This window comes from Streptomyces neyagawaensis (genome assembly GCF_023516595.1).
GTDB classification, from domain to species: Bacteria; Actinomycetota; Actinomycetes; order Streptomycetales; family Streptomycetaceae; genus Streptomyces; species Streptomyces neyagawaensis.
In genome coordinates, this window is the sequence record NZ_JAMGBG010000050.1 from 13,734 (window position 1) to 37,698 (window position 23,965).

Here is a 23,965-nt window from a genome sequence, read left to right on the forward strand (position 1 = left end):
CCTCGCGATCGATGATGCTTGTTCCGCACACCGCTCGCCGTCGTTCGTCCCCGAGGAGAACCCCGCCGATGTCAGACAGCTCGCCACTGCCGCCGGTGCGGCTCCGCTCCGAGGCGGAACTGGCGCGGGACGCGCTCGCCACCCCGCTCCTCTCGCGCGCCGCGCGACTCGCCCGCTGGGCCGGGCCGGAGACGCGGGTGGGCGCCGGGGGCGAACTCGTCGAGGAGCAACTGCCCGCCGCGGCCGAGGCGCTCGGGCTCACCGGCGAGGGCGCCACCACCGCGGGCACCACCAGGACCGCGGACGGTGGCACCACCCCCGAGGACGCGGCGGCCCTGGCGAGCGAGGCGTGGCGGGTGGCCGTGGACACCGGGCTCGTCGAGATCGTGGACCCCGACGAGGAGGAGGGGAGCGCGGTCACCACCGGCGAGGCGCTCGCGCTCCTCACCTCCGGCGGGCCCCGCGATGTCCTCGGCGTGTGGCTCGCCGCGCTGGAGGCCGCGCTGGCCGACGCGAGCGTGCCCGAACTCGACGGCCTCGTCGACGCCATGGAGTCCGGCGGCGAGATCGACTTCTCCGAGCTGGACTGGGACCCCGACGCCGAGGCGGAGTTCCTCGACGGGGTGCTCGGCAACCTCTACCTCCTCACCGTCAGCGAGGACGGACCCGGCGACGGGCCGGTGCCGCTGCCCGCCCTCGCCGCGTCGATGATCGTGCCGGACGACATGGGGGAGCCCACCAACGACGTCCTGGAGCAGGTGTCGGACGCGATGATGCGGCTCGACGACCAGTTCCGGGTGCTGGAGCCGGTCGGGCTGGTGGAGTACCAGCCCGTGGACGAGGGCCTCATGACGGACGCGGAGGAGAACGCCGCCGCCGGGGACACCGGGACCGCCGAGGGCGCCGGGAGCGGTCCGGTCGTCGACGACACCGATGTCACCCGGTACGGCATGGTGCGGCTCACCCCGCTCGGGCTGTACGGGATGCGGGCGCGCCTCCAGGAGGCGGGCCTCGTGGCCCCCGCGGTCGGGGACCTCGCCGACAAGGGCGCCGACGTGCTGCTCGACGGCACCGCCGAGTATCCGCCGGGGGCGGCCCTCGCCGAGACCGAGCAGTGGCTGGCCCGGCATGAACCGCTGGCCGCCGCACGCGAGTTGCTCGCCGCCGCACGGGGGGCCGACCAGGGGGCGCCGCTCCGGCGGCTGCGCTGCCAGCAGGCGCTGTCCCTGGTGGGCGCCGCCGCGGAGCCCGCGCTGCGGGAGGTGCTCGACGACGCGGAACTGGGCGGGCTCGCCCGGGTGTGGCTCACCGAGCGGGGGGCCGAGGAGGTGCCGGCGCCGTCCGAGGAGATGGTGTTCTGGCTGACCATCGACACGGTGGCCGCGCAGCTGGCGGCCGAGGGGAACTCGGCGGAGCTGCGGGGGCTGGTGGAGGGGCTCGCGCAGCAGCACCGGGGGTTCTTCGACGCGGCGTGGCGGGTGGGGCATCCGGCCACGGCGGATGTGCTGGAGGCGATGGGGCGGATCCATCCGGACAAGCGGGTGGCGAAGGAGGCCAGGAAGGCGGCGTTCAAGGCGCGGTCGCAGAAGGGGGAATGACGGCTGCCGGGCGCCTTGGGGGTCGGGGGGCGCGGGGTTCGTTGGCGGGTGCGGGTGCGGGTGCGGGTGCGGGTGAGTGGGGGCTGATCGCGCAGTTCCCCGCGCCCCTGGAGGGTCTGGTCTGCGGCCCGCCCTCCGCGAACGGCCGCCCACACCCACCCGCACTCGCCCGACAACCCCGGTCCCCCGAGTTCTCCCGTGGTGTTCAACCCGCGTTCAGGCGGGGGCGGGACAGTGCGGCGCGAAGCTTGGGTCCGCCACCCTTCACGGTCCTCCCACCGCACGCAGGAGACAGCATGTCGCTCACCCGCAGGGACTTCGCCAGTCGATCCGCGGTCACCGGCGCCGGTGTCGCGCTGGCCGGCACCGTGGGCGCCCTCGCCACCGCGCCGAACGCGCTCGCGGCGTCGGACGCCGCCGCGGACGACACGGACGGCGCCGACCTCGACGGCTCGGACGGCGCGGGGGCGCACCGGCACGGCGGGGTCGGTTACGGGCCGCTCGTCCCCGACCCCGAGGGGATCCTCGCGCTGCCGGCCGGGTTCACCTACACGATCCTCACCTACAGCGGGCGCACCAGACTGGAGTCCGGTGAGTTCACCCCGGGCAAGCACGACGGCACCGCCGCGTTCCCCGGCCCCCGGGGCACCACCCTCCTCGTCAACAACCACGAACTGAAGGGCCCCCGCGCCAACTGGCCGCATCCGGTGCCCCTCACCGAGGGGCTCGTCTACGACCCGGCCGCGTCCGGCGGCTGCACGGTCGTGGAGGTCCGCCCCGACGGCCGGGTCGCCGAGTGGGTCGGCATCGCGGGCACCTCCACCAACTGCGCGGGCGGCAGCACCCCGTGGGGCACCTGGCTCACCTGCGAGGAGAACTCCGACCGGGCCGGTGTCAACGGCATGACCAAGGACCACGGCTACGTCTTCGAGGTCGACCCCTGCGACCGGCGCGCCAACCGCGACCCGAAGCCCCTGAAGTTCTTCGGCCGGTACGACCACGAGGCCGTCGTCATCGACCCCAAGCGCGGCCACGCCTACCTCACCGAGGACGCCTCCGGCCCCAACGGCCTCTTCTACCGCTGGACCCCGCCGAAGGGCTTCACCTACGGCCCCCGCAGATTCCGGACCCTCGCCGACGACGCCGGTGTCCTCCAAGCACCCAAGTGCTATGACTCCGGCGGCCGTTTCGTCGACGACCTCTCCCGCGCCACCAGGATCGGCACCGTCTACGGCGTCGACTGGGTCGACGTCCCCGACCGGGACGCGCGGACCGTCGCCGTGCGCAAGCAGTTCGACGAGATCACCCGCGCCCGCAAGCTCGAAGGCATGTGGTGGGGCGACGGCGGCGCCTACATCGTCTCCTCCTACGCCCGCGCGGAGAGCCCCGGCGCCGCGCACGACGGCCAGGTCTGGTTCTACGACCCCAAGCGCCGCACCCTCACCCTGAAGGTCCTGCTCGGCGTCAATCCGGACCCGTCCGCCGACGGCGCCCTCGACGGCCCCGACAACATCACCGTCTCCCCCTACGGCGGCATCGTCCTCGCCGAGGACGGCGAAGGCGTCCAGCACCTGTTCGGCGCCACCGACAGTGGCCGCACCTATCCGATCGCCCGCAACGACCTGAACATCGGCACCGAGGAGGAGCCGGAGTACAGCGAGTTCGCCGGCGTCACCTTCTCGCCCGACGGAAAGACCCTGTACGCCAACATCCAGACGCCGGGCATCCTGCTCGCCATCACCGGCCCCTGGAAGCGGCAGAAGCGGTAATTAATTCGCTCGCCCCTCCCGCGACCGTCCTCCTAGAGTGATGCACGTCCAGGTGCGAAGGCAGGACCTACTTCCACTGATAATGGGGCGGTCGCGGGTTCGAGTCCCGTCGCCGGCACCAACACGCCGGTGTAGCTCAGATGGCAGAGCACCTACGTCGGTTCCGCCGAATTCGATCTCTGGACACCCAAAACTTCATGCACCTCCCGGTGCGCCGGCTGCGGCTCCTTCTTCTGTAAAAAGAATCCACGCCGCCGCCACCTTGATCTCGGGAGGCGCGGCACAAGGTGGGTGCCCGGTGCGCAGGCAGCGGATACTTCGGGAACTGGTGGGGAATTTCCTCGTGCGGGTTCGAATCCCGCCATCGGCCCCGGCCGATGTGGCGGAATGGCAGACGCGCCTGTTTATAGGGCCGCCGCCGACCTCGACCTCGGGCACCTTCCTTCTGTCGCGCCTCCCTCCGAAAAAAGTCACGCACAACGTGCGGAGGAATTCGGGGGAATTCACCATGGCGCGGTTCAACAGCAAGAGCACCCGGGCGCGGCCCACGTCGCGCGTCACCTCGACGGGACGCGTGCTCCGCACCCACCAGGGCGGTCGCGGCCAGGAGCGCGACGAGCGGTCGGAGCTGTTCCTGCTCTCGATCGCCAACTTCGTCGCGCAGAAGACGTCCTACGAGTCCGCCGAGGACCGGGACGACCGGTTCGCCGCGCTCGTCCGCCGTCTCGCCGTCACCGACCCGGAGTGGACGGCCGGCCTGCTCGGCTGGCTGCGCGGCGAGGGCAACCTCCGTACGGCCTCCCTCGTGGGCGCCGCCGAGTACGTGAAGGCACGGCTCGACGCGGGCGTCACCCACGGCCCGACCAACCGCCAGGTCATCGACTCGGTGCTCCGGCGCCCGGACGAGCCCGGCGAGCTGCTCGCGTACTGGACCTCCCGTTACGGCCGCGCCCTCCCCAAGCCCGTGAAGCGGGGCGTCGCCGACGCCGTACGACGGCTCTACCACCCCAAGTCGCTGCTGAAGTACGACACCGCGTCCAAGGGCTACCGCTTCGGCGACATCCTCAACCTGGTGCACGCGGCGCCCGACCCGGCCAAGCCGTGGCAGGGCGACCTGTTCCAGTACGCCCTCGACCGGCGGCACCACCCGGACACGGCGGTCGTGCCCAAGTCGCTGCCCGTGCTCGGGGCCCACCGTGACCTCATGGCCCTGCGGCCCGCCAAGCGCCGCAAGGTCGTGACCGGCGCGGGCGGCGCCCAGCGGCTCGCGGACGCGGGCATCACCTGGGAGGCACTGGCGGGCTGGCTCCAGGGTCCGATGGACAAGGCGGCCTGGGAGGCCGTCATCCCGTCCATGGGCGCCATGGCGCTCGTGCGGAACCTGCGTAACTTCGACGAGGCGGGCGTCTCCGACGAGGTCGCGGCCCGGGTCGCCGCGAGGATCAGTGACCCGGCCGAGGTCGCGCGGTCCCGGCAGTTCCCGTTCCGCTACCTCGCCGCGTACCGGCACGCCCCGTCGCTGCGCTGGGCGTACCCGCTGGAGCAGGCGCTCGGTCACTCGCTGGCCAACGTGCCCGCGCTGCCCGGCCGCACCCTGGTGCTGGTCGACCGCTCGGGCTCGATGTTCCACTCGCGGCTGACCGACCGCTCGTCCCTCACCTACGCGGACGCGGCGGCGATCTTCGGTGCGGCGCTCGCGCTGCGGGCGTCGGACGCGGACCTCGTCGAGTTCGGCACCACGAGCCGGCCGGTGTCGTACCGCAAGGGCGAGTCGGTGCTGAAGATCCTGGAGCGCTTCGGCGACCTCGGCGGCACCAACACCACCGAGGCGGTGCGCACGCACTACCGCAAGCACGACCGGGTGCTGATCGTCACCGACGAGCAGGCCACCTACAGCCACTACGGCGACCCGACCGCCCAGGTCCCGGCCCATGTGCCGGTGTACACCTGGAACCTCGCCGGTCACCGGGCGGGCCACGGCCCCTCCGGCACGGCGAACCGCCACACCTTCGGCGGCCTCTCCGACGCGGCGTTCCGGATGGTTCCGCTGCTGGAGGCGGCACGGGACGCCGACTGGCCGTGGAGCCGATGACGACGGGGGAGACAACGGGGGAGAGGGCGTGAGGACGCCCTGAGTGTGGCCCGTGTTCCAGCAAGGACACGGGCCACACTCTTGTCCGCGTCCGGGACTGACATCTAACATTTCAGTTCATGGAGGCCATACGACCGGTGAGCCGCACCCTGCTGAGGGACCGCGCCTACCTCGCCATCCGGGACGCCATCGTGGCCGGGGAGATCGAACCCGGTGCGGTGGTGCGGGACGCCGAGTTCGCGGAGCTGCTGGGCCTGTCCCGCGCGCCGGTGCGGGAGGCGTTCTCGCGGCTCGTGGACGAGGGCCTGCTGGAGAGCAAACCGCAGAGCTACACACGGGTGACGCCGGTCGTGGCCGCCGATGTGCGGGACGCCGCCGCCGTGGTCGGCGCGATGCACGAGCTGGCCACGCGGGTCGCCGTACCCCGGCTGTTCGCGGCGGACGTGGAGACGATGCGCTCCGCCAACGAACGGTTCGCGGCGGCCGTCCACGCGGGCGACGTCGACGCCGCCCTGGACGCCGACGACGAACTCCACGACGTCCTCGTCCGGGTGAGCGGCAACCGCGCGGCCGCCGCCACCATCGCCCGCTACACCCCGCTCATCCGCCGACTGGAGCGACACCGTTTCGGCGAGGGCGGCAACTGCCGCTCGGCCGGACTGCACGACCGGCTGATCGACGCCTGCGCCGCCGGTGACACGGACGAGGCGGTCACCGTCACCGCGGAGATCTGGCGCGGCCTGGCGGCCCTCGCCGACGAACCGGACAGCTCCGAGGCCCCGCCCGCCACCGAATCCGAAGGCGGGCTTCCCGCCGATGCCGCCGTCGACGACGCAGAGCCCGCCGCCGGCGTGGACCACTGACCCCGGGAGGACCCGTGTCCCTTGCTTCCTTCGAGCGCTACCCGCTCCTCTTCGGGCCCTCGCCGGTGCACCGGCTGGAACGCCTGACCGCCCATCTCGACGGCGCCTCCCTGTGGGCCAAGCGGGAGGACTGCAACTCCGGTATCGCCTACGGCGGCAACAAGACCCGCAAGCTGGAGTACCTCGTCGCCGACGCGCTCGCCCAGGGCTGCGACACCCTGGTCTCCATCGGCGGGGTGCAGTCCAACCACACCCGCCAGGTCGCCGCCGTCGCCGCCCGCGCCGGACTCAAGTGCGTCCTCGTGCAGGAGAGCTGGGTGGAGTGGCCCGACGCCGTGTACGACAAGGTCGGCAACATCCTGATCAGCCGGCTCGCCGGCGCCGACGTACGGCTCGTCCAGGCCGGGTTCGGCATCGGGTTCAAGGAGAGCTGGGAGCGGGCCCTCAGGGAGGTCGAGGAGTCGGGCGGCAAGCCGTACGCCATCCCGGCCGGCGCCTCCGACCACCGCCTCGGCGGCCTCGGCTTCGCCTCCTGGGCGTACGAGGTCGCCGAGCAGGAGCGGGAGCTGGGAGTCTTCTTCGACACCGTCATCGTCTGCTCGGTCACCGGCTCCACCCAGGCCGGCATGGTCGCCGGGTTCGCAGCCCTGGAGGAGGCCGGCGGACGGCCCCGCCGGGTCCTCGGCATCGACGCCTCCGCCAAGCCCGACAGCACCCGGGCCCAGATCGCGCGCATCGCCCACAACACCGGACAACTCATCGGCGTCAAGCGCGAGTTGACCGAGGCGGACGTGGAGCTGGACGAGCGGTACCACGGGGGGATCTACGGCGTCCCCGACGACGCCACCCTCGTCGCCATGCAGCTCGCGGCGCGCACCGAGGGCATGATCACCGACCCCGTCTACGAGGGGAAGTCGATGGCCGGGATGATCGACCTCGTCGAACGCGGCGAGATCGCGAAGGACTCGACCGTCCTCTACGCCCACCTCGGCGGCCAGCCCGCGCTGAACGCGTACAGCGGCGTCATCCAGTGACGATCTGACGAGATGACATGGTGACGAGATGCTGTGGTGATGAGATGCCGTGGTGATGAGATGACGGTGTGACGAGACGGCGACGTGACGAGACGAGGGGCGGGTCCGGTCGGCCCGGATCCGCCCCTTCCCGTTCTCGTTCGCGGCCTCGTCGCCGGTGGGTCAGAGCGCCTGGGCCGCCGGCTTCACCATGCCCCGGACCGTGCGGGACTTCACGAAGTCGCCCATGGCCGTCATCTCCCACTCGCCGGTGAACTGGCGGATCAGCTTGGCCATCATCACGCCGGTCTGGGCCTCGGCGTTGGTGAGGTCGAAGCGGACGAGCTCCTCGCCGGTGGCGGCGTCCAGGAGACGGCAGTAGGCCTTGGCGACCTCGGTGAACTTCTGGCCGGAGAAGGAGTTCACCGTGAAGACCAGGCCGGTGACCTCCTGGGGGAGCCGGCCGAGGTCGACCACGATCACCTCGTCGTCGCCACCGCCCTCACCCGTGAGGTTGTCGCCGGAGTGCTTGATCGCTCCGTTCACGATCGAGAGCTTGCCGAAGTAGCAGCTGTCGATGTGGTTGCGCTGCGGGCCGTACGCGATCACCGAGGCGTCCAGGTCGATGTCCTTGCCCCGGTACGCGGGCTCCCAGCCGAGGCCCATCTTGACCTGGGACAGCAGGGGGCGGCCGCCCTTGACCAGGGACACCGTCTGGTTCTTCTGGAGGCTGACCCGGCCCTTGTCCAGGTTGATCTTCCCGGCGCCGGGCGCGGGGGGAGCCGGCGGGGCGGGCGGTGCCGGGGGCGCGGCCGGAGCCATGGCGGGCGGTGCCGGCGGCGGGGTCACGGGGGTGTGCGGCATGGGGGTGGGGGGAGCGACGGGCTGGGCGGGGGCCGTGGGCTGGGCCGGGGCGGGCTCCTCCACCGTGACGCCGAAGTCCGTCGCGATGCCGGCCAGGCCGTTGGCGTACCCCTGGCCGACGGCGCGGGCCTTCCAGGCGCCGTTGCGCAGGTAGATCTCCACGATCACCAGGGCGGTCTCCGTGCCGAGCTGCGGCGGGGTGAAGGTGGCGATCACCGAGCCGGTCGCCGCGTCGCGGATCGTCGCCGTCGGTTCGATGCCCTGGAAGGTCTGGCCGGCCGCGTCCGGGCTGGCCGTGACGACGATCTTCTCGATGCCCGGCGGGAGGGCCGCCGTGTCGACCGTGATCGAGTCGGGGGTCGCGCCGCCGCCCGAGCGGTACGTCACTCCCGGGCCGCTCGGCTGGTTGTAGAAGATGAAGTCGTCGTCCGAGCGCACCTTGCCGTCGGCGGTGAGCAGCAGGCCCGATACGTCGAGCCGCACGGGGGCGGAGACGTCCACCGCGACTCGGGGAACGGGCAGCGGGATGTTCGAGCCGGGGGTCATAGCTGTCATGCGTGGTGAACGAATCAAGCCGCTTTACCGTTCCCTTACCCAGCGGGCCGGGCGGCCGTTCGGGTCACCGGCGGTTGCGGGGGTGTTCCCGGGCGGTGCGCTCGTTGCCCCGCCGGTAGTTCCCGGTCCAGCGGGCCATGACCAGCTGCGGGTCGCCCGCCGCGACCTCGGCGAGGAAGCGGTCGGCGCGCGGGCCGCGCAGCGTGGTGGCCGCCCGGCCGTGATGCTCGATGGTCACCGTGCGGTCGGCGTGCTCGGTGTAGGTGAATCCCTGGGGGCGTGGCATGTCCAGGATGGTAGGGGCGAAGGGGATCGCGCCCCCAGCGAATATCGCTCACTGCCAGAAGCGCGCCAGCGCCCCCTCCTTGTACGGCGCCGGCGAGACGCTCAGCTCGCCGGAGAACGGACGGTCCAGGCTCATCGTGAGCAGCAGGCTCAACCCGATCAGCAGGGCGATGAGCGTCACGAACGTCAGATGGGCCTTGAAGCTCTTGATGCCGTACAGCAGGGACATCGGGACCATCACCAGCGCCCCGCCGTAGACCAGGAGCTTCAGCAGGGTCGGCAGCGACGACTGGGCGAGGGTCAGCCGTGCGCGGCGCTCCGCGACCACCCCGTCGAGGTGGGCCACGGCCTGGGCGTAGTACGTCTTCTCGGACTCGGTGACCGGCTCGTAGGACTGCAGGGCCCGGTACACGGCGCGGATGGCCGGCTCGGTGGCCTCGGAGGAGGGTTCGCCGGCCCGCATCCGGGGCCACTGGTCGTCCACCACGGCCCGGACGTACAGGCCGACGGCCGCGGTCACCTCCTCGCGGACCGGTTCCGGGAAGGCGTCCGCGTCGCGCACGATCTCGGCGCAGTGGGTGGCCTCGGAGGCGACCACGGTCTCCGCGACCCCGATGCCCTCCCACTCCGCGACCACCACGAACGCCAGGAAGATGCCGTAGATCGCGCCGTACATCCCGAGCAGCACGCCCACCATGTCGTTCTGCGTGCCGTCGAGGAGCCGGGGGATCCGGCGGCGGACCACCAGGCTGCCCAGGGCCGCGAAGGCGATGACGCTCCCGGCCATGAGCACCGTCAGGGCGAGCGCGCCGAAGCTGTTGAGCAGCCAGAGTTCCATGGCCGCCAGTCTTGACGGGCGTCCCTGTGCAGGCGGGGCATCGGGTGGTCGATCAGCCGAACGGGTGAGGTGGGGCCCGCGTCGTGCTACGGCACCACGACGATCTTCCGGCCCACGCCCGACGCGAACTGGTCCAGGGCCTCGGGGTACCGGTCCAGGGGCATCCGGTCGCTGATGAAGACGTCCGGGTCGAGCACCCCGTTCGCGAAGAGTTCCGCCGCGCGTTCGAAGCTGTGGAGGACCGCCATCGAGCCGGTGATGGTGATCTCCTGGTTGTAGATCCGGTACGGGTCGATCGTGACCCGGGTCGCGTAGTCGGCCACGCCGAACTGGAGGAAGGTGCCCGCCTTCGCGACCCGGTCCAGGCCGTCCTGGATCGCGGCGGCGTTGCCGGTGGCGTCCACCACCAGGTCCCAGCCGCGCGGCCGCTCCAGCTCGTCGGGGTTCGCGGCCGCCCCCGAGACCCCCAGGCGGCGCGCCGTCTCCAGCCGCGCGGGGTTCACGTCCACGACGTCCACGCTCGCAGCCCCGGTCCGCTTGGCCAGCTCCAGCATCATCAGGCCCATGGTCCCCGAGCCGTAGATCAGCACATGGGCGCCGAGGCGCGACCTGAGCACGTCGTAGCCGCGTACAGCGCACGACAGCGGCTCCACCAGCGCGGCGTCCTGGGTGCGCACATGGTCCGGCAGCTTCACGCAGTTCGCCACGGGCGCCACCGCGTACTCCGCGGCGCCGCCCGCCGTGGTGACGCCGATCGCGGCCCACCGTTCGCAGAGGTTGTTGTGGCCGGTACGGCAGTAGCGGCACTCGTGGCAGTACAGGGACGGATCCACCGCCACCCGGTCGCCGGCGGCCAGTTCGGTGACACGGCTGCCCACGGCCACGACCTCGCCCGCGAACTCGTGGCCCGGCACGATCGGCAGCTTCGGGGCGAACTCGCCCTGGAGGATGTGCAGATCGGTGCCGCACAGGCCGCACGCGGCGACCCGGACGACGACGTCACGGGGGCCCGGTGCCGGGTCCGGGACCTCGGTGACGACGGCCTTGCCCACGGACTCGATGACGGCGGCCTTCATTTGACGGCTCCCAAGGACAGGCCCTGGACCAGTTTGTCCTGGGCGGCGAACCCCGCGGCGAGCACCGGCAGGGAGATGACGAGCGACGCGGCGCACACCTTCGCCAGGAACAGGCCCTGGCTGGTGATGAAGCCGGTCAGGAACACGGGCGCGGTCTCGGCCACGACGCCCGTCAGCACCCGCGCGAACAGCAGCTCGTTCCAGCTGAAGATGAAGCAGATCAGGGCGGTCGCGGCGATGCCGGGGGCGGCTATCGGCGCCACCACCCGGGCCAGCACCGTGGGGAGTCGGGCACCGTCCAGTTGCGCGGCCTCGATCACCGCGACCGGCACCTCCGCGAGGAAGGACTGCATCATCCACACGGCGATCGGCAGGTTCATGGAGGTGTACAGGACGACCAGCAGCCAGATGTTGTCGAGGAGGCCCGCGTTCTTCGCGAAGAGGTAGATCGGGAGCAGGCCCGCCACCACCGGCAGCATCTTGGTGGAGAGGAAGAAGAACAGGACGTCCGTCCACTTGCGCACCGGGCGGATCGACAGGGCGTACGCCGCCGGGAAGGCCAGCAGCAGGACGAGCAGGGTCGAGGCGAGGGACGCCACCGTGGAGTTGATCAGCGCGGGCCAGGGGCTCGCCCCGCCGTCCACGCCGAAGAACTCGCGGTAGCCGTCCAGGGTCAGCGCCGCCGCGAAGGACGGCGGGTTGGTCGCCGCGTCCGACTCCGAGTGGAAGGACGTCAGCGCCATCCAGGCGATGGGCAGGAAGAACACGATCCCGGCGAACCAGGCCAGCAGACCGGGAGCCTTGCGTCGCAGCACATTCATGAGCGCCCCGCCTCCTCGCGGAACAGCGACGAGACCACGCGCAGGGCGAACGTCGCGATGATGATCGAGCCGATGACGACCAGGACGCCGGCCGCCGAGGCGAGGCCGTTCTCATGGGCCTGGTAGAAGGTCTGGTAGACGGTGTACGGGAGGTTCGCCGTGCCCAGGCCGCCGGAGGTGATCGTGAAGACGGCGTCGAAGTTCTGGACGATGTAGATGGAGCCCAGCAGGGCGCCCAGTTCGAGGTAGCGGCGCAGGTGTGGCAGCGTCAGATGACGGAAGATCTGCCAGTCGCTCGCGCCGTCGACGCGGGCCGCCTCGATCTGCTGGTGGTCCCGGGACTGCAGACCCGCCAGCAGGATCAGCATCATGAACGGCGTCCACTGCCACACCAGGGACGCCTCCACCGCGAGCAGCGGCGTCTCGGAGATCCAGTCGGGCTGCGGGCCGCCCACGTAGTGCAACAGGCCGTTGAACAGGCCGTACTCCGGGTTGTAGAGGACGTGCTTCCACAGCAGGGCCGCCGCCACCGGGACCACCAGGAACGGGGCGATGAGCAGGGTGCGGACCAGGCCCCGGCCGCGGAACCTCCGGTCCAGCAGCAGCGCCAGCAGCAGCCCCAGGACCAGGCTGGCCAGGACCACGGCGACCGTCAGCAGAACCGTCGTCCACACGGAGCGGCGCAGGTCGGGGTCGGTGAGGACCTCGCCGTAGTTGGCGAGGCCGGCGAAGCTCCGGGCGTCGGGGTAGAGGGAGTTCCAGTCGAAGAAGGAGATCACCAGGGTCGCCACGAACGGCAGCTGGGTCACGGTGATCATGAAGACGAGGGCGGGCAGGAGTGGGGCGCGGGTCGCCCAGGCCCGCAGCCGGGCGTGCGGCCTGTCCTCGGTGGTGCGTACGGGTGTCGCCGCCCTCGGCGCGGTCGTGGTCGCGGTCATCGTCCCTCGTACTCCTCGGAGATCTGCTCGGCGAGCGCCTGTGCCTTCCTCAGGGCCGACTCCACGGACTGGCGTCCGGCGATGGCCGCGCTGATCTCCAGGGAGACCTTGGTACCGAGGTCGGTGAACTCGGGGATGCCGACGAACTGGATGCCGGGCGCGGGCCGCGGCTGCACCCCCGGATCGGTGGGCCGGGCGCCCTCGATGGCCTCGCGGGTCATCTCCTGGAAGGCGGCGGCCTCCGCGCGGTAGTCGGGGTTCGCGTACGTCGACTCCCGTTTCCCGGCGGGCACGTTGGACCAGCCGATCTCGTCGCCGACGAGTTCCTCGTACTCCTTGCCGGACGCCCAGGAGACGAACTTCCACGCCTTGTCGGGGTTGCGGGAGGCCTTCTGGATGCCCCAGGCCCAGGTGTAGAGCCAGCCGGAGGACTCGGTCCGCTCGACCGGCGCCGGTACGTAGCCGATGTCCCCCTTCACGGGGGAGTCGTCCGCCTCCAGGGAACCGGCGGCGGAGGTGGCGTCGTACCACATGGCGACCTTGCCCTGGGTCATGTTGTTCAGGCACTCCGCGAAGCCGGACTGGGCGGCGCCGGACTCGCCGTGCTCGCGGACGAGGTCGACGTAGAACCGGGTGGCCCGCTCGAACTCGGGGGAGTCCAGGCGTGCCTTCCAGTCCTTGTCGAACCAGGTGCCGCCGAAGGTGTTCACGACCGTGGTCAGGGGGGCCATGACCTCGCCCCAGCCGGGCAGGCCGCGCAGACAGATGCCCTTCATACCGGGTTCGGCGCCGTCCGCCTTCGCGGCGAGGTCGGCGACCTGCCGCCAGGTGGGGCGCTCCGGCATGGTGAGCCCCCGCTCGGCGAACACGTCCTTGCGGTACATCAGGAACGACGACTCGCCGTAGAAGGGCTGCCCGTAGAGCTTTCCGTCGTCGCCCGTCAGGGACTGGCGCATCGGCTTGAGGATGTCCTCCTGGTCGAACGCGCGGTCCTTGGCGACGTACCGGTCCATCTCCTCCAGCCAGCCGTTCCTGGCGTAGATCGGTATCTCGTAGTTGCTGAGGGTCGCCACGTCGTACTGGCCGGCCTGGTTGGCGAAGTCCTGGCTGATCTTGTCGCGGACGTCGTTCTCCGGCAGGACGGTGAAGTTCACCTCGATGCCGGTCCGTTTCGTGAAGTGCGCGGCCGTGAGCTTCCGCAGCTCCTGCATCTGCGGGTTGTTGACCATCAGCACGTTGATCGCGTCGCCGCCGGATCCCGCCCCGCCCGCTCCGGTCCAGCAACCGGAGAGAAGCGGGGCGAGCAGCGTCCCTGCGGCGACCGCGGCGAGTGCTGCGCGCGGCCTCCGTCGGCTCGGGGTTCGCATGTGATCGCTCCTGGACGTAGGGGAGAGACGGAGGGGCATATCGGTAGATAAGGGATGGATGGAGGCAGGGGAGGGCCGGGGAATCGGTCGGGGGGAGGTCAGACGCGGATGACCTGGGGGCCCAGCAGGGCGTAGCGGTGGGCCTCCGCCGTGGGCAGGGAGGTGCTCGTGACGATCGCGTCCAGGTCGCCCACCTCGGCGAACCGGCAGAAGCTGACCGCGCCGAACTTGGTGTGGACGCCCGTGAAGACGGTGCGCCGGGAGGCGCGCACGGCCTGGGCCTTGACCTCGCTGACGGCCGGGTCGGGGGTGGTGAGCCCGTGGTCGCGGGTGATGCCGTTGGCGCCGATGAACGCCAGGTCGATGACGAAGCCGGCCAGCATCTTCGTCGTCCAGTGGTCGACGGTGGCGAGGGTGCCGGGCCGCACCCGGCCGCCGAGCAGCAGCACGGTCGTGTTGCCGGCCTCGGCGAGCGCGCCCGCGGTGGCGAGGGAGGCGGTGACCACGGTCAGCGGCCGGTCGCGGGGGAGGGCCTCGGCGATGAGCTGCGGGGTGAAGCCCTCGTCGACGAAGACCGTCTCCGCGTCCCCCAGCAACTCGGCCGCCGCGGCGGCGATCCGGCGCTTCTCGGGGACGTGGCTGGTGGCGCGGAAGGCGAGGGTGGTCTCGAAACCGGCGCTCTCCACGGGGTAGGCACCGCCGTGGGTGCGGCGGACCAGGCCGTGGTCCTCCAGGGCGCGGAGGTCCCTTCGTACGGTTTCCTTGGCGACGCCGAGGCGGGCGGCGAGGGTGTTGACGTCGACGGCGCCTGCGGTGCGGGCGGCGCGGACGATTTCCCGCTGGCGTTCTTCCGCGGTACTGGTCATTCGGTCACCCGCCTTCCTGTCGTGCGGTGCCCGTTCGGGCCGTCTGCAGGAAGTTGTACAGCGGGTGGGGGGCGGTGACCAGGTCTGTTGCGGGAGGGATCCTGTCCGTGTGTGCCCGTTCGGGCGGGGCGCGCCCACTGGCCCGGGATGTGCGGTCGTATGGCGGCCGCGGGTCTGTCGTGGCTGGTCGCGCAGTTCCCCGCGCCCCTGAGGGTGGCGCTTCGCGCCTCCCCCCGGAGCCGCTGTCCGGGCCCGGATGCGGGTGCGGGCGGGCCCGTTCCGTGCCCGCCCGCCGCTGTCGGGGGTGTCAGTGCGGCCAGATCGGCGGGTCCGTCACGAAGTGGCCGCCCAGGTAGGCGTGTGCCTTGTTGCCCTCCTGGAGTTCGCCCTGCTCGGCGATGAGCTTCTCGGCGTACGGCTCGGAGTCGTCCCGTGGTTCGTAGCCCAGCGCGCGGGCGGTGGCGAGGTCCCACCACAGGCGGGTGTTGGTGGAGGAGCCGTAGACCACGGTGTGGCCGACGTCCTCGGCGGTCAGGGACGCGTGGAAGAGGCGGGCGCCGTCGGCCGGGCTCATCCACACCGAGAGCATGCGTACGCTGGTCGGCTCGCGGAAGCAGGAGCCGATCCGCACGGACACCGTCTCCAGGCCGTACTTGTCCCAGTAGAGCTGGGCGAGGTCCTCGCCGAAGGACTTGGAGAGGCCGTAGAAGGTGTCGGGGCGGCGCGGGGTGTCGATGGGGATCAGCGCGCCCGGATCGAGGGGCGCGTCGCCGCGCGGGCGGGGCGTGAAGCCGACGGCGTGGTTGGAGGAGGCGAAGACGATGCGCGGGACGCCCTCCTGGCGGGCGGCCTCGTACAGGTTGTAGGTGCCCTCGATGTTGGCCCTGAGGATCTTCTCGAAGGGGGCTTCCAGGGAGATGCCCGCGAGGTGGATGATCGCGTCGACGCCCCGTACGGCCTCTCGCAGGGCCTCCTTGTCGGCGAGGTCCGCGGCGATCGCGTCCGGCTCGCCCTCGACGGGGAGCAGATCGAGCAGGCGCAGCTCGTAGCCGTACGCCGGGAGGAGCTCCCGCATCAGGGTGCCGAGACCACCGGCGGCGCCGGTGAGCAGAACGGTGCGGGGAGCGGGCATCCTCGGATCTCCTTGCCTCGCCATTCGTGCATATGGGCGTCCGGCATTCACATTCGTGGACACGCTAGGGAGTGCCGGTCCGGTGCGTCAAGTGTGCCGTCGGCGTGTGCCGGACGGGTGAATCGGCTGGTGCGGCGCGTGTTGGCGACCTTGACCGGTCCGACGGGGGCGCCCTAGCGTGACATGGTTCAGAAATGTAGACACTGATCAGTGGCATGGACTTGGGAGAGCCCGTGACGTCAGCCTCGCTCGCCGCTCGACTCCGTGTCCCCACCGGGCCGCTGTTCTTCCCCGTCACGGCGTACGGCCCGGACGGCCGGATCGACCTCGACGCCTGTCGCGCGCATGTGCGCCGGGGCGTCGAGGCAGGGGCCGCCGCCGTCTTCGCCTGCTGCGGGACCGGGGAGTTCCACGCGCTCACCCCCGAGGAGTTCCAGGAGTGCGTCCGGGCGGCGGTGACCGAGACCGCCGGGCGGGTGCCCGTCGTCGCCGGCACCGGCTACGGGACCGCGCTCGCCGAGCGCTACGCGCGGCTCGCCGCCGACGCCGGTGCCGACGGGCTGCTCGCCCTGCCGCCCTACCTCGTCGTCGCCGCCCAGGAGGGACTCCTGCGGCACTACCGCCGGCTGGCCGCCGCGACCCCGCTCCCCCTGATCGTCTACCAGCGCGACAACGCCGTCCTCACCCCCGCCACGGTCGTCGAACTGGCCCGCACCGAAGGCGTCGTCGGCCTCAAGGACGGCGTCGGCGACCTCGACCTGATGCAGCGCATCGTGAGCACCGTGCGCGGCGAGGCACCGGGCGACTTCCTCTACTTCAACGGCCTCCCGACCGCCGAACTGACCCAGCCCGCCTACCGCGGTGTCGGCGTCACCCTGTACTCGTCGGCCGTCTTCTGCTTCGCCCCGGAGATCGCCCTGGTGTTCCACCGGGCGCTCGACGCGGGCGACGACCCGACCGTGCGACGGCTCCTCGACGGTTTCTACCGCCCCTTCGTCGACCTGCGGTCCAAAGGACGCGGCTATGCCGTGTCACTGGTGAAGGCCGGGGTACGGCTACGGGGGCTGGATGTGGGAGAGGTGCGGCCGCCGCTGCACGAGCCGACCGAGGAACACGTCAAACAGCTGGGCCGGTTGATCGAGCGCGGATACGCGCTGCTGGAGGAGTGCCAGGAGGGCAAGTGAAGGCGTCTACGTTCGTCTACCCGTGGGACGTCAACGGGGATCCGGCTGCCGCGGAGCGCATCGCGGAACTCGGTGTGCGGCAGGTGACGCTCGCCTCCGCCTACCACTCCACCCGCGCCCTCACCCCCCGCCACCCCCGGCACCGGGTCGTCACCGCCGAGCACGCGGCCGTGCTGTACCCGCCGGACGAGCGCTGGCGGGGGCGGACCCTGAAGCCGTACCCGGCGGGGGAGTGGGCGCCCGGCGACGCGTTCGGGGAGGCAGCCGGGGCCCTGGACGCCGCCGGTCTGGAGGTGCACACCTGGGTGGTCCTCGCCCACAACTCCCGGCTCGGCGCGGAACACCCGTCGACCTCCGTGGTCAACGCCTACGGCGACCGCTACCCGTGGGCGCCGTGCATCGCCCAGCCGGGCACCCGTGAGTACCTCGTCGACCTGGCCGCGGAGGCCGCGGTACGGCCGGGCGCGCGCGGCACCGAACTGGAGTCCCTCGGCTGGTACGGCTTCCAGCACCTGAACGCCCACGACAAGACGGGCGGGGTCGCGCTCGGGGACGCCGGGCAGTACCTGATGGCGCTCTGCTTCTGCCCGACCTGCCGGGACGGGTACGCCGACGCCGGGCTGGACCCGGACGCGCTGGCGGCGGCCGTCCGGGACGCGCTGGAACCGCTGTGGCGGGGCGAGCCGGTCGACGAGGGGTGGCCGGCGGTCGAGAAGCTCCTCGGCGCGGAGTGGGCGGCCGGGACCCGGGTGTGGCGCGACGCCGTCGCCCGCTCCCTCCAGGAGGCCGCCGTGGCGGCGGTACGGGCCGCCGCGCCCGAGGGGTTCCAGGTGTTGCTGCACGCGGACCCCGTGACGTACCACTGCGGGGCGAACGCCGGGGTCGACCCCGCGCACATCCTGGGCGTGGCCGACGGGGTCGTCGTGCCGTGCGCGGGCGGGCCGGGGCTGCTTCCCGCGTTCGCCGAGGCGGGCGTGGAGGGGGCGGTGCTGGCCGCGAACTTCGGCGTCGTGTCCGGGATGGGCGGCAGCCCCGGAACCCTGGGCGCGGATGCCCGGCGGGCGGCCGAACTCGGGGCGACGGAGATCCGGCTCTACCACGCGGGCCTGGCGTCGGACCAGGACCTGACGGCGGTGAGGGAGGGGCTGACTGCGGTGCCGGGCGCCTGGTAGCTCGGGGGCCGCTGTTGTTCGGCGGGTGCGGGTGATTCGTGTTTCTCGCGCAGTTCCCCGCGCCCCTGAAAAGCGACCGGGGCTGCGCCCCGTGCTTTTCAGGGGGAGGGCGGGCCGAAGGCCCGTCCCTCCAGGGGCGCGGGGAACTGCGCGATCAGCCACGAACCACCCGCACCCGCCGACGCACCCCCACCTCCCCCTCGAATCGGCGATGAGTTCTCCCCACCGAGTCGGTCTACCGAGAAAGGCACTCACCCCCGACCGACCCCAAGGAGCCCCGGATGACCGTCGAAGACAGCGGCCCCCTCCTCACGCCCCTCGATCTCACCGCGCAGACCCGCGTCGTGGCCCGTCTCGTCCTCGCCGTGGGCGACGAGCGGCTCTCCGGCGCGACCCCCTGCCCCGCCTACGCCGTGCGGCACCTCCTCGGGCATCTGCTCGGCCTCTCCGTCGCCTTCCGGGACGCGGCCCGCAAGGACCTGGGGCCCACGACAGACACCGACCCCGGCGCCTCCCTCCCCGACATCGGCCCCGACTGGCGCGAGGCCCTGCCCCGGACGCTCGGCGAACTCGCGGAGGCCTGGCACGACCCGGCCGCCTGGACGGGTGACACCCGGGCGGGCGGCGTGCCGCTGCCGGGGTCCGTCGCCGGTGCCGTCGCCGTGAACGAACTCGTCGTGCACGGCTGGGACCTCGCCCGCGCCACCGGACAGGAGTACGAGCCGGACCCGGACGCCCTGGCCGCCTCCCACGACTTCCTCGCCGCGTCGGTCGGCGACCCGAGCCGGGACAGCATTTTCGGCCCCGTCGTGGCCGTCCCGGACGACGCGCCCCTCCTCGACCGCGCCATCGGCCTGAGCGGACGCGACCCGAACTGGAAGGGGTAGGCGCTCCCCAGACAGAACACGCGAAATCCGGCGCGGGCCCCCGCCCGCGTCCGTACGCTCCCCCACATGCCCCTGAGTCTCACCGTCCTCGGCACCGCCTCTCCGCATCCCCGACCTGGCCGGCCCGCCTCCGGGTATCTGCTGCGGGGCGGGGGCGCGGAGATATGGGTGGACGCCGGGTTCGGTACCTTCGCCGAGTTGCAGCGGCACACGGACCCCACGAGGCTCACGGCGATCTGGCTGTCCCATCTGCACGCCGACCACTGCGCCGATCTGCTCGCCGCCGCGTACGGCTTCGCGTACGGCGGCCTCACCCTGCCCGCCCCGATCCCCGTCTACGCGCCCGACGGCTGCGCGCAGCGGGTCGCGGGCTTCTTCGGCCGGCCGGACACCGCCTTCCTGAACAGCGTGTTCGAGTTCCGCCCGCTGTACGACGGGCACACCGCCCGGCACTGGAACCTCACCCTCACCGCGCGTGCCGTCGTCCACGACGCGGAGGCGTACGGGCTGCGCGCCGAGTGCCAGGGGCGGGTGTTCGCGTACTCCGGGGACAGCGGGCCGTGTGCCGCGCTCACTCACCTCGCGGGCAGCGCCGACCTCTTCCTGTGCGAGGCGGACGTCACCGCGCATCGTGAAGGCGAACCCCGGGTGCATCTCACGCCGGAGGAGGCCGGAACGTACGCCAAGGGAGCGAGCCGGCTGCTCGTCACTCATGTGGGACCCACGCTGACCAGGGAGGAAGCCGCCGGACGCGCGGCTGTGGCGTTCGGCGGGCCCACCGAGAGCGCGCGTGAAGGCGCCACCAGCATCGTGTGACAGGCGCCACGGATTCTTTGCCGGAAGCATTGACGAAACCCGACCCCCCTCCTACCTTCAACGCGTCGTACTTCGTACGTCATATATGAGACGCGATACGCGAGATCGGATACGTGAGATGCCGGTTTCTTGTCCGGCGGCTCGCGGAGGGTCTCCGTGACATCGAGAGGCCGCGCATGACCTCTGTGCCCACGCCGATCCCGTCCCGCACGCAGTTCGTGCTGGAGGGGATCAAACACCGCATCCTCACCGGGCAGTTGACGCCGGGTCAGGCCCTGGTCGAGACCGAGTTGGCCGCGCAGTTCGGGGTGTCCAAGACTCCCGTGCGTGAGGCGCTGAAGACGCTGGCCGGCACCGGGCTCGTCGTGATGAGCCAGTACAAGGGCGTCACGGTGCGCATGGTGGACGCGGACATGGCGCGCGAGGTCTACGACGTACGGCTGCTCCTGGAGCCGGAGGCCCTGCGCCGCTCGGTGCGGCGCGGCGCCTCGTGGGACGCGGCGAGCGACGCGCTGACCCGGGCCGACGAGGCCACGGACACCGCGGAGCGGTCCCTTGCGAACCGGGAGTTCCACCGCGCGCTCTACGTGCCCTGCGGCAATCCGCTGCTCGGCCGGATGCTCGACGAGGTGCGCGACCAGGCCGCCCTGGTCTCCGCCGTCGCCTGGGCCGCCGACCCCTCGTGGGAGCGGGAGGCCGCCGAGCACCGGGAAATTCTGCGGCTCGCCCTCGACGGCGACGCCGACGGCGCGGCGGCCGCCCTGCGCGCGCACATCGCCTCGTTCGTCGAGCGGGCCTTCCCGGCCGCCCACGACGGCGACGAGGGCCCGCCCGTCGGCCGGACCCGGAACGATCAGGGCACCCGGCCCCGCACCGCCCCGTAAGCCCCGGATTCCACGAGGCCGCGGTCGCGCCGGGCGGCGGCCTCCGCGGTCCTCGCAGAGGAAGGTCATCCATGAGCAGCGTGACGTTCGAGACCCAACGGACGGCTCTGGCCGACGTGGTGGCGATCCCGGTGACTCCGTTCGCCGAGGACGGCACCGTCGACCGGGGCGCCCATCGGGCCCTGCTGCGTCGGCTGCTCGACGGAGGCATCACCACCCTCACGCCCAACGGCAACACCGGCGAGTTCTACGCCCTCACCCCCGAGGAGCGGCGCCTGGTCACCGAGCTGACCCTGGACGAGGCCGGCGACCGCGCCGTGGTCCTGGTCGGCGTCGGACACGACATCCCGACCGCGGTCGCCTCCGCCGAGCACGCCCGCGCGGTCGGCGCCCGGATGGTGATGGTCCACCAGCCGGTCCACCCGTACGTCTCGCAGGGCGGCTGGGTCGACTACCACCGGGCCATCGCCGAGGCCGTGCCGGAGCTGGGTGTCGTGCCCTACATCCGCAACGCGCGGCTGTCCGGCGCCCGGCTCGCCGAACTCGCCGACGACTGCCCGAACGTGATCGGCGTGAAGTACGCCGTCCCGGACGCGGCGCGCTTCGCCGCCTTCGCCCGCGACGCCGGCCTGGACCGCTTCGTCTGGGTGGCCGGACTCGCCGAACCGTACGCGCCCTCGTACTTCTCGGCGGGCGCCACCGGCTTCACCTCGGGGCTCGTCAACGTCGCCCCGGCCGTCTCGCTGAACATGAGGGAAGCGCTTCGATCGGGCGACTACCCGGCCGCCATGAAGGTCTGGGAGCAGATCCGCCGCTTCGAGGAACTGCGTTCCGCGAACGGCTCCGCCGACAACGTGGCCGTGGTCAAGGAGGCCCTCGCCTCGCTCGGCCTGTGCCGCCGGGACGTCCGGGCGCCCAGCAAGCTCCTGCCCGAGGACGAGCGGGCCGAGGTCGCCTCCATCGCCGCCGGGTGGTCGATATGACGAAGCCGATCGATATGACGAAGCCGGCCGATATGACGAAGCCGGCCGACATGACGAAGCCGGCCGACACGAGGAAGCCGGCTGAACTCCGCAGCCACCAGTGGTACGGCAGCGGCGTCTCGTCGGGGCTGCGCGCCTTCAGCCACCGCGCCCGCACCCGCCAGCTCGGCTATCTGCCCGAGGAGCACCTGGGCAAGCCGGTCATCGCGATCCTGAACACCTGGTCGGACATCAACCCCTGCCACGTCCACCTGCGGGACCGCGCGCAGGCGGTCAAGCGGGGCGTGTGGCAGGCGGGTGGCTTCCCGCTGGAGTTCCCGGTCTCCACTCTCTCGGAGACCTTCCAGAAGCCGACCCCGATGCTCTACCGCAACATGCTCGCGATGGAGACCGAGGAATTACTCCGCTCGTACCCGGTCGACGGGGCCGTGCTGATGGGCGGCTGCGACAAGTCCACACCCGCCCTCCTGATGGGCGCCGCCAGCGTCGACCTGCCGACGGTGTTCGTGCCCGCCGGGCCCATGCTGCCGGGGCACTGGCGCACCGAGGTCCTCGGCTCCGGCACCGACATGTGGAAGTACTGGGACGACCGGCGCGCCGGGCTCATCGGCGACTGCGAGATGATCGAACTGGAGTCCGGTCTCGCCCGTTCGCCCGGTCACTGCATGACGATGGGCACGGCCTCCACGCTCACCGCCGCCGCCGAGGCCCTCGGGGTCACGGTGCCCGGAGCGTCGAGCATCCCGGCCGTCGACTCCGGGCACGACCGGATGGCGGCCAAGTCCGGCCTGCGGATCGTCGAACTGGTCCACCAGGACCGCAAGCTGAGCGACATCCTCACCGCCGACGCCTTCGAGGACGCCGTCACCACCGTCCTCGGGCTCGGCGGCTCCACCAACGCGGTCATCCACCTCATCGCCATGGCAGGCCGCGCGGGCGTCAGGCTCACCCTGGACGACTTCGACCGCATCGCCCGCACGGTCCCGGTGCTGGCCGATGTCCGTCCCGGCGGTCGGACGTACCTGATGGAGGACTTCCACTTCGCGGGAGGTCTGCCCGGGTTCCTCTCCCGGATCACCGACCTGCTGCACCTGGACCGGCCGACCGTCTCCCACGACACGCTGCGCGAGCAGCTCGACGGCGCGCTCGTCCACAACGACGCCGTGATCCGCACCCGCGACAACCCGGTCGCCGCCGAGGGCGGGGTCGCCGTCCTGCGCGGCAACCTCTGCCCCGACGGCGCGGTCATCAAGCACATCGCCGCCGAGCGGCACCTGCTCAAGCACACCGGTCCCGCGGTCGTCTTCGACGACTACCGGACCATGCAGCGCACCATCAACGACCCGTCGCTAGGCATCACCGCCGACAGCGTCCTCGTCCTGCGCAACTCCGGCCCCAAGGGCGGCCCCGGCATGCCCGAGTACGGGATGCTGCCCATCCCCGACCACCTGCTGAAGCAGGGCGTACGGGACATGGTGCGGATATCCGACGCCCGGATGAGCGGCACGAGTTACGGCGCCTGCGTGCTGCACGTCGCGCCGGAGTCGTACATCGGGGGCCCGCTCGCCCTGGTCCGCACCGGCGACCCGATCACCCTCGACGTCGAGGCGCGCACCCTCCATCTCCACGTGGACGACGAGGAGTTGGAGCGCCGCCGAGCGGAGTGGACCGAGCCGCCCACGCGCTACGAACGCGGCTACGGCGCCCTCTACAACGACCAGATCACCCAGGCCGACACCGGCTGCGACTTCGAGTTCCTGGCCAGACCGGGCAAGGTCCCGGACCCCTACGCGGGCTGACCGCTCCGACGCCGGGTGCCTTCGCAAGGGGCGCGGGGAACTGCGCGACAAGCCCCCACGCACCCGCAGACGCCACTCCACAGCAAGCCGCACACCCCGTTCCGCGCACCACCCCCTCTGGCCAGCGAGAAAGCGCTTCCTGTACGACAACGCACCACGACGC

At 71.9% G+C, this 23,965-nt stretch carries 21 protein-coding genes; 12 read left to right on the plus strand and 9 right to left on the minus strand.

What is annotated here, in order from left to right; all coding sequences use genetic code 11:
• Positions 1-68: 68 nt before the first annotated feature.
• The 5 genes from M8J73_RS22150 (at position 69) to M8J73_RS22170 (ending at position 7,356) form a co-directional block, all read left to right on the plus strand.
• Positions 69-1,598: a hypothetical protein gene (locus M8J73_RS22150; RefSeq protein WP_249828970.1), complete on the plus strand. Its 1,530-nt coding sequence runs from the start codon at positions 69-71 to the stop codon at positions 1,596-1,598.
• 296 nt (positions 1,599-1,894) lie between these two features.
• Positions 1,895-3,367, plus strand: a complete 1,473-nt coding sequence (locus M8J73_RS22155; RefSeq protein WP_055540412.1) for an alkaline phosphatase PhoX — start codon at positions 1,895-1,897, stop codon at positions 3,365-3,367.
• A 508-nt stretch (positions 3,368-3,875) separates the two neighbouring features.
• The gene (locus M8J73_RS22160) at positions 3,876-5,459 is read left to right on the plus strand and encodes a TROVE domain-containing protein (RefSeq protein ID WP_055540411.1); all 1,584 of its coding nucleotides are present in this window, start codon (positions 3,876-3,878) and stop codon (positions 5,457-5,459) included.
• A gap of 119 nt (positions 5,460-5,578) precedes the next feature.
• Positions 5,579-6,322, plus strand: a complete 744-nt coding sequence (locus M8J73_RS22165) for a GntR family transcriptional regulator (RefSeq protein WP_079055011.1) — start codon at positions 5,579-5,581, stop codon at positions 6,320-6,322.
• Between the two features lie 14 nt (positions 6,323-6,336).
• Positions 6,337-7,356, plus strand: coding sequence for a 1-aminocyclopropane-1-carboxylate deaminase (locus tag M8J73_RS22170; protein WP_249828971.1), 1,020 nt, complete (start codon positions 6,337-6,339; stop codon positions 7,354-7,356).
• A 162-nt stretch (positions 7,357-7,518) separates the two neighbouring features.
• On the opposite strand, the gene M8J73_RS22175 is transcribed toward M8J73_RS22170, so the two are convergent.
• The 9 genes from M8J73_RS22175 to M8J73_RS22215 all read right to left on the minus strand — a co-directional run bounded on the left by M8J73_RS22175 (position 7,519) and on the right by M8J73_RS22215 (position 16,077).
• Positions 7,519-8,745 carry a TerD family protein gene (locus M8J73_RS22175; RefSeq protein WP_249828982.1) on the minus strand — a complete coding sequence of 409 codons (1,227 nt, stop codon included), beginning with the start codon at positions 8,743-8,745 and terminating at the stop codon, positions 7,519-7,521.
• Positions 8,746-8,818: 73 nt separating this feature from the next.
• Positions 8,819-9,040, minus strand: a complete 222-nt coding sequence (locus M8J73_RS22180; RefSeq protein WP_055519840.1) for a hypothetical protein — start codon at positions 9,038-9,040, stop codon at positions 8,819-8,821.
• Positions 9,041-9,088: 48 nt separating this feature from the next.
• Positions 9,089-9,877: a bestrophin-like domain gene (locus M8J73_RS22185; RefSeq protein WP_055539510.1), complete on the minus strand. Its 789-nt coding sequence runs from the start codon at positions 9,875-9,877 to the stop codon at positions 9,089-9,091.
• An 86-nt stretch (positions 9,878-9,963) separates the two neighbouring features.
• Complete coding sequence (locus tag M8J73_RS22190; RefSeq protein WP_055539509.1) at positions 9,964-10,953, minus strand: zinc-dependent alcohol dehydrogenase family protein; 990 nt, start codon at positions 10,951-10,953, stop codon at positions 9,964-9,966.
• The gene (locus M8J73_RS22195) at positions 10,950-11,774 is read right to left on the minus strand and encodes a carbohydrate ABC transporter permease (protein WP_055539508.1); all 825 of its coding nucleotides are present in this window, start codon (positions 11,772-11,774) and stop codon (positions 10,950-10,952) included. The genes M8J73_RS22190 and M8J73_RS22195 overlap by 4 nt, the downstream gene beginning before the upstream one ends.
• A complete protein-coding gene (locus M8J73_RS22200; protein ID WP_055539507.1) occupies positions 11,771-12,712 on the minus strand; it encodes a carbohydrate ABC transporter permease in 942 nt (313 codons plus the stop codon). The genes M8J73_RS22195 and M8J73_RS22200 overlap by 4 nt, the downstream gene beginning before the upstream one ends.
• The gene (locus M8J73_RS22205) at positions 12,709-14,079 is read right to left on the minus strand and encodes an ABC transporter substrate-binding protein (protein WP_055539506.1); all 1,371 of its coding nucleotides are present in this window, start codon (positions 14,077-14,079) and stop codon (positions 12,709-12,711) included. The genes M8J73_RS22200 and M8J73_RS22205 overlap by 4 nt, the downstream gene beginning before the upstream one ends.
• A 98-nt stretch (positions 14,080-14,177) precedes the next feature.
• The gene (locus M8J73_RS22210) at positions 14,178-14,945 is read right to left on the minus strand and encodes a DeoR/GlpR family DNA-binding transcription regulator (protein WP_249828972.1); all 768 of its coding nucleotides are present in this window, start codon (positions 14,943-14,945) and stop codon (positions 14,178-14,180) included.
• 307 nt (positions 14,946-15,252) lie between these two features.
• Positions 15,253-16,077 carry an NAD-dependent epimerase/dehydratase family protein gene (locus M8J73_RS22215; protein ID WP_055542736.1) on the minus strand — a complete coding sequence of 275 codons (825 nt, stop codon included), beginning with the start codon at positions 16,075-16,077 and terminating at the stop codon, positions 15,253-15,255.
• 215 nt (positions 16,078-16,292) lie between these two features.
• Between M8J73_RS22215 and M8J73_RS22220 the strand changes: the two genes are divergently transcribed.
• From M8J73_RS22220 to araD, 7 genes are all read left to right on the plus strand, one after another.
• Entirely contained in the window at positions 16,293-17,261 is a 969-nt protein-coding gene (locus tag M8J73_RS22220; RefSeq protein WP_055542737.1) for a 5-dehydro-4-deoxyglucarate dehydratase, read from the plus strand.
• Positions 17,258-18,433 carry a hypothetical protein gene (locus M8J73_RS22225; protein WP_055542738.1) on the plus strand — a complete coding sequence of 392 codons (1,176 nt, stop codon included), beginning with the start codon at positions 17,258-17,260 and terminating at the stop codon, positions 18,431-18,433. Before M8J73_RS22220 ends, M8J73_RS22225 begins: the two co-directional genes overlap by 4 nt.
• A 281-nt stretch (positions 18,434-18,714) precedes the next feature.
• Positions 18,715-19,320 carry a TIGR03086 family metal-binding protein gene (locus M8J73_RS22230; RefSeq protein ID WP_055540124.1) on the plus strand — a complete coding sequence of 202 codons (606 nt, stop codon included), beginning with the start codon at positions 18,715-18,717 and terminating at the stop codon, positions 19,318-19,320.
• A 66-nt stretch (positions 19,321-19,386) separates the two neighbouring features.
• Positions 19,387-20,136 carry an MBL fold metallo-hydrolase gene (locus tag M8J73_RS22235; RefSeq protein WP_055540123.1) on the plus strand — a complete coding sequence of 250 codons (750 nt, stop codon included), beginning with the start codon at positions 19,387-19,389 and terminating at the stop codon, positions 20,134-20,136.
• A gap of 176 nt (positions 20,137-20,312) precedes the next feature.
• Positions 20,313-21,020 (plus strand): GntR family transcriptional regulator, encoded by a 708-nt coding sequence (locus M8J73_RS22240; protein ID WP_055540122.1) that lies wholly within the window; start codon positions 20,313-20,315, stop codon positions 21,018-21,020.
• A 71-nt stretch (positions 21,021-21,091) separates the two neighbouring features.
• Entirely contained in the window at positions 21,092-22,003 is a 912-nt protein-coding gene (locus M8J73_RS22245; protein WP_055540121.1) for a dihydrodipicolinate synthase family protein, read from the plus strand.
• 50 nt (positions 22,004-22,053) lie between these two features.
• Positions 22,054-23,802, plus strand: coding sequence for an L-arabinonate dehydratase (araD, locus tag M8J73_RS22250; protein WP_055540127.1), 1,749 nt, complete (start codon positions 22,054-22,056; stop codon positions 23,800-23,802).
• Positions 23,803-23,965: the final 163 nt, after the last annotated feature.